Annotated in this window: 8 protein-coding genes; 4 read left to right on the forward strand and 4 right to left on the reverse strand. The window is 60.4% G+C overall.

The annotated features are described in order from the left end of the window. Positions 1–535 precede the first annotated feature (535 nt). A complete protein-coding gene (gene nagA, locus IRZ24_RS12795) occupies positions 536–1,735 on the forward strand; it encodes an N-acetylglucosamine-6-phosphate deacetylase (RefSeq protein WP_297164843.1) in 1,200 nt (399 codons plus the stop codon). Positions 1,736–1,833: 98 nt separating this feature from the next. Here nagA and IRZ24_RS12800 read toward each other — a convergent pair whose 3' ends face one another. The 3 genes from IRZ24_RS12800 to IRZ24_RS12810 form a co-directional block, all read right to left on the reverse strand. Next, entirely contained in the window at positions 1,834–2,874 is a 1,041-nt protein-coding gene (locus IRZ24_RS12800) for an SIS domain-containing protein (protein WP_297164845.1), read from the reverse strand. Positions 2,875–3,160: 286 nt separating this feature from the next. Then, positions 3,161–3,583: a tetratricopeptide repeat protein gene (locus IRZ24_RS12805; RefSeq protein ID WP_297164847.1), complete on the reverse strand. Its 423-nt coding sequence runs from the start codon at positions 3,581–3,583 to the stop codon at positions 3,161–3,163. 121 nt (positions 3,584–3,704) lie between these two features. Then, complete coding sequence (locus IRZ24_RS12810) at positions 3,705–4,388, reverse strand: nucleotidyltransferase family protein (RefSeq protein WP_297164850.1); 684 nt, start codon at positions 4,386–4,388, stop codon at positions 3,705–3,707. 229 nt (positions 4,389–4,617) lie between these two features. Between IRZ24_RS12810 and larE the strand changes: the two genes are divergently transcribed. Next, positions 4,618–5,517, forward strand: a complete 900-nt coding sequence (gene larE, locus IRZ24_RS12815) for an ATP-dependent sacrificial sulfur transferase LarE (protein WP_297164852.1) — start codon at positions 4,618–4,620, stop codon at positions 5,515–5,517. After that, positions 5,514–6,257, forward strand: coding sequence for a hypothetical protein (locus IRZ24_RS12820; protein ID WP_297164854.1), 744 nt, complete (start codon positions 5,514–5,516; stop codon positions 6,255–6,257). Before larE ends, IRZ24_RS12820 begins: the two co-directional genes overlap by 4 nt. Before the next feature lie 149 nt (positions 6,258–6,406). On the opposite strand, the gene IRZ24_RS12825 is transcribed toward IRZ24_RS12820, so the two are convergent. Beyond that, the gene (locus IRZ24_RS12825; protein WP_297164856.1) at positions 6,407–7,000 is read right to left on the reverse strand and encodes a GNAT family N-acetyltransferase; all 594 of its coding nucleotides are present in this window, start codon (positions 6,998–7,000) and stop codon (positions 6,407–6,409) included. Between the two features lie 328 nt (positions 7,001–7,328). Between IRZ24_RS12825 and nifS the strand changes: the two genes are divergently transcribed. Continuing rightward, on the forward strand, positions 7,329–8,483 hold the full coding sequence (nifS, locus tag IRZ24_RS12830; protein WP_297164857.1) for a cysteine desulfurase NifS: 1,155 nt from the start codon (positions 7,329–7,331) through the stop codon (positions 8,481–8,483). Positions 8,484–8,747 lie beyond the last annotated feature (264 nt).

The raw sequence follows: 8,747 nt of genomic DNA on the forward strand, positions 1-8,747 counted from the left end.
GGTATATGCTGGCTCTGCACAAGCAATGACCGCTGAGAGGCGCCTGCCCGACGCCCGGGTCCATCCATCTCCTCTCTCTATCTGCTCCCGCCTCCCCTGTCGCGAGCGCCAGGCTATCAGGCTGACCAGTCAGGCTCACCGATAGCCGGACCAAGGTGTGCAAGCTGCTCTCTCCCCTTGTTCCCCTCCAGAACCACCCGGCGGCGCGCGCGGACCGCCTGCTCCAGACCTCTTCAAAGGCCAGTGCAGGCACATACAAGGGCTTGCCAAGTTGCTCATCTCCTGGTACTCTTGTGCCAGGAGGTACAAATGAATAGTTGTATAGATCACATAGCCACTTACCCCCAGTCCGCTCCCAACGAGAGGGGGGGAAGGAAGCAGGAGCATACAAGCGCGTACACATGCTTTTCCTGGTGGGCATGGTCGCGTTTTATATAATACTGTGGTCGCAGGTAGAAAACTTCTCTTCTCCTGGGAATACTCCACAGTGTGAGATACCAGCCGTCAAATCAATGATCAGTGAAGGAGTACGTATTTGGGCAGATTCACCTTTCAAGGAGCGCATCTCGTCGATGCACTGGCTGAGCTGTCTAACAGCAGCGTGACTGTTGTTGATGGGCGTATTGAGCAGCTAGGTGAAGAGGAGGAGCAGCCGGGCTTAGTCATCGAGGCTGAGGACGCCATCATTCTGCCGGGCTTCATCGATGTGCACACGCATGGCGGAGGTGGTTTTAATCTCAGCACTGCGGACGCCAGCGAGATCTGCGCCTATGCCCGTTGGGCGCCTGGCAGCGGGACCACGGCTTTTCTCATTGGAGTGATTGGGGTGCCATATGCTCTGCCGGAGCAGCAACTGAGGGCGGCGGTAGAGGCCATTGAGCGCTGTGAGGCGAGTCAGGAGCCGTTGGCGGAACCGCTCGGCATTCATCTGGAGGGGCCATATCTCAACATTGCGCGGCGAGGGGCGCACCTGCCCGAGTGGCTGCGTCAGCCCAGTGAGGCGGAGGCTGAGCGTATCCTAGAGCTGACGCGTGGCCATCTCCGGCTTGTGACCTTAGCGCCCGAATTGCCGGGGGCCGAGGCCATGATTCGCCGCTTTCTCGACGCCGGCGTGACCGTAAGCCTGGGGCATTCCGACGCCTCATATGAGCAAGCGCGACGGGCCTTTGCCCTGGGAGTGAGTCATGTCACACACTGTTTTAATGCCATGCGTCCCCTCCATCACCGTGAGCCGGGGCCGCTCGGGGCCCTGGTCGAGGCAAGCCATGTACGAGGCGAACTGATCGTCGATGGCGTGCATGTTCATCCGGCGGCAATGAAAGCCCTGGTGAAAGCCCTTGGCCCTGAGCGCACTGTAGTGATCACCGATGCTCTCTGCGGGGCGGGCAGCCCTGAGCGCTCCTTTGAGTTTGGTGGGCAGCGGGCCACCGTGATCGATGGCGCAGCGCGTCTGCCCGATGGCACCATCACGGGGAGCGTGCTCACGATGGAGCAGGCTTTGCGTAACGTGGTCCAGATGCTTGGTTTCTCATTACGCGAAGCGGCTCGCATGCTGGCCTACAATCCAGCCCTGGCTGCCGGTGTCAGTGAACGTAAGGGCCGTCTGCAACCCAGCTACGATGCCGACCTGCTCATTTTCGATCAGGCGCTGGCGCTCCAGGCGGTACTGTGCCGGGGACGCCTGGCCTTCGTCAGCGCCTCCTGGCGTCAGCGGCTGGCCCCTCTAGTGGAATAGATGACTAGACAAGAATGCCCCGGACAAGTGCCGGGGCATTGCTTTCTCTGCTAGGGGAGGAGAGGGACGAAGACAGGCTCGCCGCTATGCTGGCTGACTTAGAGCGTCAGGGTTACCTTCTGAAGGCCGCGCGGCACATCGGGATTATAGCCACGAGTCAGCGCCAGATGGAGAGCCAGCACCTGGCCGGGCACAATGGCCGTCACAGGGCTCAGCCAGTCCGGGACACCGCTGACCAGGGGCAAAGGTGTGCGTGCCAGGGCCAGGGCTTCGGCTTCCTCAGAGATGATCAGCAGCTCGGCCCCGCGGCGCCCCAGTTCCTCGGCCAGCTCATGCATATCGGCAAAGGTTGCGTCGCGTGGCATGATCAAGATAGCCGGCAGACCAGCATCGACGGTAGCGATCGGGCCGTGGCGGAAGTCCGCTGACGAATAGGCGTTCGCCATCACATAGGTCAGCTCCTTGAGCTTGAGCGTTAGCTCAAAGGCCGTGGCGTAGTTGAAGCCGCGCCCGATCACCACGCAGCGATCCATATAGCGGTAGCGCTCAGCCAGCCGGGCGATCTCATCGGCTTGAGTCAGCACCTGGGCGACGGCGGAAGGCAAGGCCTCCAGGGCGGCGAAGTGGCCGGCTGGCTGGGGACTCCAAGCGGCGGCGAACAAGGCTAACGCTGTGAGCTGGGCGGTATAGGTCTTGGTCGCGGCAACGCTGCGCTCTGGTCCAGCGTGGAGCGCGACCACATGGTCGGCGGCTCGAGCCAGCGGGGAGCTGGCATCATTGGTAATGGCCAACGTTGGACGGCCCTGGCGGCGTCCCTCTGCTAGTACTGCGACAATATCGGGCGACTGACCCGATTGCGAGATGCCGACAACCAGGGCCCCATCCAGGCGAGGAGGCCGGCCATAGAGCGTGTAGAGCGAGGGCGTGGCCAGCGCAATGGTGTGGCCAGCCAGAGCGGCCCAGACATATTTGGCATAGAGTGCGGCGTGATCCGATGAGCCTCGGGCAGCGATCAGAACATAATTGAACGGGGGCAGCGCAGCGACAATCTGCTCTACGTGGGGGCGCTCCCGTTCGAGCAGATGGGCAAGCACCTCGGGCTGACTGCGTATCTCTTGCTCAAGCAATGTTGAGGACATGCAGAGTGTTCTCCGTTTGCTCGTGGTCAAGTCGTTTGTCTTCGCAAGCGGCCTGCCTGCTGTTGGCAGGCGTGGCGAGGCGACTCTGCCTCCTGTGCTAGCTTGCACAGGGCGCAAGGAGGAGCGGCTAAGCTCTGCCAGTGACCACCACGCCAACTATCCTACCACGTTGTTGACCACTTGCCCACTGTCTCGTTCAGCCCCGGCAGCCACGAGCTGCCACAAGAACTGGCGACAACCAGTCACTCAGCACGTTGTCAATCGGAGCCAGCTCCCGCCACCCCTGTCAGTCAGCCTCTGTTTCAGCGGTAGCCTCCAGGCGCGCCTTACGCAGGCGGGCCTGCAGATAGTGAGGATCGAGGCGTAGCGCTTCCTCAACGGCAGCCAGGGCCTCAGAGCGACGTCCAAGGATGCCCAAAGCCCAGGCCTTGCCATCCCAAGCAGGCACATAGTGCTTGTCCCGCCGCAGCGCCTCCTCGAAGGAGGCTAAGGCCTCCTCATGGCGGGCCAGTAAACAAAGGCAGGCCCCCCGCAGGTACCAGGCGGAAGGATCATCAGGGGCCAGGGCTAAAGCGCGTTCAACAGCAGCCAGGGCCTCGGGATAGCGAATCGCCCCCCAGAGCTCGCGCGCATAGCTCAGCCAGAAAGCTGCCTGTTCGTGTCCTGAATCCCCAGTATGGGCATGCTCGCCCATCTTCTGCTGAGACATTTGCCCTCCTCCTCAGCATGCTCACTCGCTCTACAGAGACTGGCCGCCTCAGATTCAGACCGGAAAGGCCGGTCTTGCCCTCCAGCGCGCTCCCGCCCGCTGGCTGCTAACGGAGGCTGAACTAAAGGCCCTGATGGCCGGGCATCTCTGGATCTAGCTGAGCGCGTAGCGCCTCCTGATAGGCTTCCCAGGTATCGACGTCAAAAGAGGCTCGTGCCTCCTCAGCCTCCACCTCGACAAGCATCAACTCGGCGCGGTGGCGCTCGATGACGCGGCGCCCGCCCTCATCGCCCTCAACGTTCAGCAGCTCCGGAAAGAGCGCGGAGGCGAAGAGGACCGGATTGCCGCGTCGTCCGCCATAGCTAGGGGCTACGATCTGGCTGCCGGAGCTGCGCCAGGCGGTGATCAGTCGGTTGATCAGGCCTGCGGAGATAAAAGGCTGATCACCGAGGAGAATCAGCGCACTGGCGGGCGGTGGCTCGTGCAGACGAGCGGCGCGCGCCAGCAGAGCCTGGACGCCGCAGCGCAGCGAGGTACTCATCCCTTGAGCATAGGCGGGATTGATAACCAGCTCGACCGCCGGGTGAGAGGCATACTCGCCCAGGGCGGTGCGCACCTCCTCTGCACGGTGGCCCAGAACAATGACCAGGGGGCGGGCTTGCGAGGCCAGAATCGCCTCCACGCTATACTGTACCAGCGGGCGCCCCGCCAGCGGCAAGAGCAGCTTATGCCGGCCCGCGCCCATGCGACTAGAAGTGCCAGCAGCCAGCAAAATAGCGGCGCTCACAGGTTCTGCGCTCACCATTCTCCTCCGGTCGCCTTGTGTTCCACTTCTGGCTTGCCGGCCATGCTATAATAGCACTTGACCGCGCGCAGCCGAAATCTGCAATACAGCCATACCGCTCTCATAGTATAGCATCAGCTCCATGGGAAACGTGGCCAACCCCGTCGCCAGTAGCAAGCAAACAAGAGAAAGAGGACGGCCAAAGCTGACGTTTCCCTGTGGAAGAGAAGAAAGGCGATATCACAGTTCTATGCTCACAACTTCCTCGGCGAAGGATGAACGTCTCAGTGCGCTTGATGCTGTGACACTGGAGAAGTATCGACGCCTGCAGGCTCTTTTGCGAGAGATGCAATCGGTCCTAGTGGCCTACTCTGGTGGCGTCGATAGCACCCTTCTCTTAAAAGTAGCCCATGACGAACTCGGTGAGCACGCACTAGGTGCCCTGGCCTTATCGCCGGCCTATGCCCCCGAAGAGAGTGAGGCCGCGCTGAAACTCGCCAAAGAACTGGGCATCCAGGTGCTGACCATAGAGACCCATGAGCTTGAGGATGAGCGCTATGTAGCCAACCAGCCTAATCGCTGCTATTTTTGTAAAGTGGAGCTATTCACTCATCTGACGGCCCTGGCCCGCCAGTATGGCCTGCGCTACGTGGCCTATGGGGTCAATAAAGACGATGAGGGAGATTTTCGCCCAGGTCAGCGCGCAGCCCGAGAATTTGGCGTCCGCGGTCCGCTGCTAGAGGCGGGGCTGGGCAAAAGCGAGATTCGCGCCCTCGCTCGTTGGCTGGGTCTGCCGGTCTGGGACAAACCTGCGCTCGCTTGCTTTTCTTCGCGCATTCCCTATGGAACGCGCATTGATCTGGAAACGTTGCAGAAGGTCTATCAGGCAGAGAAGCTACTACATGAGCTGGGACTGCGTCAGGTGCGTGTGAGACATCATGGTTCCATAGCCCGCATTGAAGTCGAGCGGCAAGACATGCCGCGCCTCATCGAGGAAGAGACGAGCCGCAAGGTCACGGAAGGCTTGCGCCGTCTCGGCTATCTATACGTCACTCTTGATCTTCTCGGCTTTCGCAGCGGCAGTATGAACGAAGGCTTCTTCAAGAAGAAGAGGCTGAATGAAGGTGAGTTATCAGGAGAGGAACGGTGAGCAAAAGGAAGGCTCCCCAGGCCAGTGGCATCATCAGACGGACGGTGGAGACTAGCCGAAATGGAGGGACGCGGGTGGAAGCGCCGAAGTCCAGCCTCAAGGAGGCACGAGAGGAGCGACGAAGACAAGCACAGCTACGGCGGGAGCGAGCGCAGCGCCGGGCCAAGCTGCGAACGCGGCTCTTGTCAGTTGGGGTTGTTGTTCTCTTCTGTCTGCTGCTAGGAGGTGGAGGCTACTTCTTAATTCGAGCGGGAGCGCAAGGTCAGACCCAGAATCAGACCCAGACTCAAAACCACCCGCTAGTCGATGCCGCCTATCCACCGGTGGATCAAGTCTACTGCGACGCCAGCGAGCAGGTCGCGGTCCATTATCACGCTCATCTCTCGCTCTACATCGACGGCCAGCCGGTACAGATCCCGGCCAATACCGGCATTGCCAGCGACTGTATCTACTGGCTGCATACCCACGACACCACGGGAGTAATCCATATCGAGGCGCCGCAGAACCAGCGCTTCACTCTCGGGCAATTCTTCGATATCTGGAAGAACGAGTTTTCTCAACTGGGAGAGGGCTTTCCCAGCCAGCTTGATCAGAGCGTGGGATGGACAGTCTATGTCAATGGCCAACCCTATCACGGCGATTTCCACACTCTCCAGTTGCAGGCCCACGAACTCATTACCCTGGCCTACAACAGCCCCAGCGTACAGCCTGACACGGTCTACAACTGGGGCAGCCTCTAGCTGAAAGCGACTGCCAGCATAGCGCTCGCTTTTGGCTCAAGCTGACTGCAGCCTGCCTGAATAGAGCCAGCAGATCGGTAGCACAAGACAGCAGGCCGGCAGATGCGGTATCCCCAACCCGTCATCGCTGCCGGCCTCTTCGCAAGGGGCTATTGTCTGCTCTGCCGGTAGTCTGCCGAAGTCAGCGCAAAGACCAACGTATTGCGCAGCTTGCCGTCGGGAGCCAACGACTCATGGCGCAGGCAGCCCTCGCAGACGAAACCCAGGCGGCGCGGAATAGCGGCGCTGCGCTCGTTACGCTCATCGCAACGGATAAAGACACGATTGGCGACGAGCTGCTCAAAGGCAAAGGTCGTCAATAGCTGGACTGCTTCTGTCATGTATCCCCGACCGGTGGCCGTCACGCGCAGCCAATAGCCAATCTCGAAAACGCGCGCCTGCCAGTCGTGGGGCTTCAAACTGATCCCTCCCAGGAGCTGCCCATCGGCCAGACTGATCACCGCACAGTTATAGATGTCGCGCAGCAACCAGGCTGCACGTTGACGATTGATCCAATCGCGCGTCTCCTCAAGACGCTGGTGCTGGTCGGCCCAAGGCAGCCAGGGACGCAGGTGAGGGCGCGATTCCTGAATAGCAGCAAAGAGAGGCGAGGCATCCTCCTCGCGGTACGGGCGTACGATCACGTGCTGACCAGCAAGTGCATCAAAGTCAGGCAATAGGCTAAGAAAGAGTTCCTCTCCCATCAAATCTTCCTTTCTTCTCTCTCGCTACACCTAGCGTTGAATGGAACAAAAGACATTTGCTTCTTTAAGCATTCTACACGACGGGAAGCGGAGCCAGTCCTATGATACAATGAAGGCAGCCAGTGGACAAGCGCACTTACTCAGTGGCGAGCTGGCAAGAGGAGGGAGCCAGCCCCGTGCGCGCCTGACAGCCTGTCTCATAAGCAGGCCTGGCGGTCGCCGCTGAGCATGAACAAGCGGGGAATTGCTATCGACTGTACCGACTATGAGGGGCTATCAAGTAAGACAAGCGATACGGGATATATCTCTCAGATAAAAGAGCACGACCATGCCAGAGCGACTCATTTATCTTGACCATGCGGCAACGACGGCCCTTGACCCGCGGGTATTGGAGGCCATGCTGCCCTATCTCACCAGCGAATATGGCAATGCCAGCAGCATCTACGCTCTAGGGCGGCGGGCCATGCAGGCCATTGATCGTGCGCGTGAAGAGATTGCTGCCATTCTCAACTGTCGACCCACCGAAATCGTCTTTACCGGCTGTGGCTCGGAGAGCGACAACCTGGCCATCAAAGGCGTGGCCCTGGCGACGCAGAACAAAGGCAAGCACATCATTACCTCGGCCATCGAGCACCACGCCGTCCTGCACACCTGTCACTACCTAGAGCGTTTCGGCTTCCGCGTTACCTACCTGCCAGTGGACGAATATGGCCTGGTTGACCCTGATGCCGTTGGGCGAGCCATCAGCGATGAGACTGTGCTGGTCTCTATCATGTATGCCAACAACGAGATCGGCACCGTCGAACCAGTCGCAGAGATAGGGCGCATCTGTCGACAGCGCAAAGTGCCTTTTCACATTGATGCCGTGCAGGCGGGGGGAGCCTTACCACTCGATGTCAAGGCCCTGAATGCAGACCTGCTCTCGCTCTCAGCCCACAAATTCTATGGACCGAAGGGTGTAGGTATCCTGTATGTGCGCCAGGGGGTGCGGCTGCTGCCGCAGCAACAAGGTGGCTCGCAGGAGCGCGGGCGACGAGCTGGTACCGAGAACGTGGCTGGCATCGTCGGGGCGGCTACTGCGCTACGCCTTGCCTATGAAGAGCTAGAGCAGGTACAGCCGCGGCTGCGAGCTTTGCGTGACCGCCTCATCGAAGGCGTCCTGAGCCGTATTCCGCGCAGCCGCCTAACCGGCCATCCGACGCAGCGCCTGGCCAACAATGCCAGCTTCTGCTTTGAGGGAGTCGAAGGTGAGTCGATCCTCCTTCACCTTGATCTGCTCAACATTGCCGCCTCGACCGGCTCAGCCTGTACCTCTGGCTCTGTGGAACCCTCGCATGTGCTGGTGGCGCTAGGCCTGCCGCCCGAGTGGGCGCGCGGCAGCCTGCGCCTGACGCTGGGCAAGGACAATAGCGAAGAAGACATTGAGACCGTCCTCACTGTTCTGCCCGGCATTGTCGAGAAGCTGCGTAGCCTGGCCACTTAAGCCCTGGTGGCTTGCCGGCAACAAGCGAGCGAAGTAACAGGCGGCAGATAAGGCGCCATGCTTGCTCTGCCAAAGTAGAATCGCGCCAGAGAGCGGGCCGAGCGGACCAGCCAGCAGAGAGAAAAACGTTGGCCGTCCCTGACCATCTGGGGCAGGTCCAGCGGAGAGGCGTTGTCTCCTCGGCCCGTTTATGCTACAGTGGAAACAGCAGAGGCAACAGGACGCTCACAGCGAAGGCACCTGCGGGATCATCCGCCTGGCAGA

It is taken from the genome of Thermogemmatispora sp. (genome assembly GCF_019683755.1).
Taxonomy (GTDB): Bacteria; Chloroflexota; Ktedonobacteria; order Ktedonobacterales; family Ktedonobacteraceae; genus Thermogemmatispora.

Excerpts from the sequence above, each read along its gene's own strand:
- IRZ24_RS12800 (WP_297164845.1), bottom strand. The coding sequence starts at position 2,874 with ATGTCCTCAACATTGCTTGAGCAAGAGATACGCAGTCAGCCCGAGGTG.
- IRZ24_RS12805 (WP_297164847.1), bottom strand. The coding sequence starts at position 3,583 with ATGTCTCAGCAGAAGATGGGCGAGCATGCCCATACTGGGGATTCAGGA.
- IRZ24_RS12810 (WP_297164850.1), bottom strand. The coding sequence starts at position 4,388 with ATGGTGAGCGCAGAACCTGTGAGCGCCGCTATTTTGCTGGCTGCTGGC.
- larE (WP_297164852.1), top strand. The coding sequence starts at position 4,618 with ATGCTCACAACTTCCTCGGCGAAGGATGAACGTCTCAGTGCGCTTGAT.
- IRZ24_RS12825 (WP_297164856.1), bottom strand. The coding sequence starts at position 7,000 with ATGGGAGAGGAACTCTTTCTTAGCCTATTGCCTGACTTTGATGCACTT.
- nifS (WP_297164857.1), top strand. The coding sequence starts at position 7,329 with ATGCCAGAGCGACTCATTTATCTTGACCATGCGGCAACGACGGCCCTT.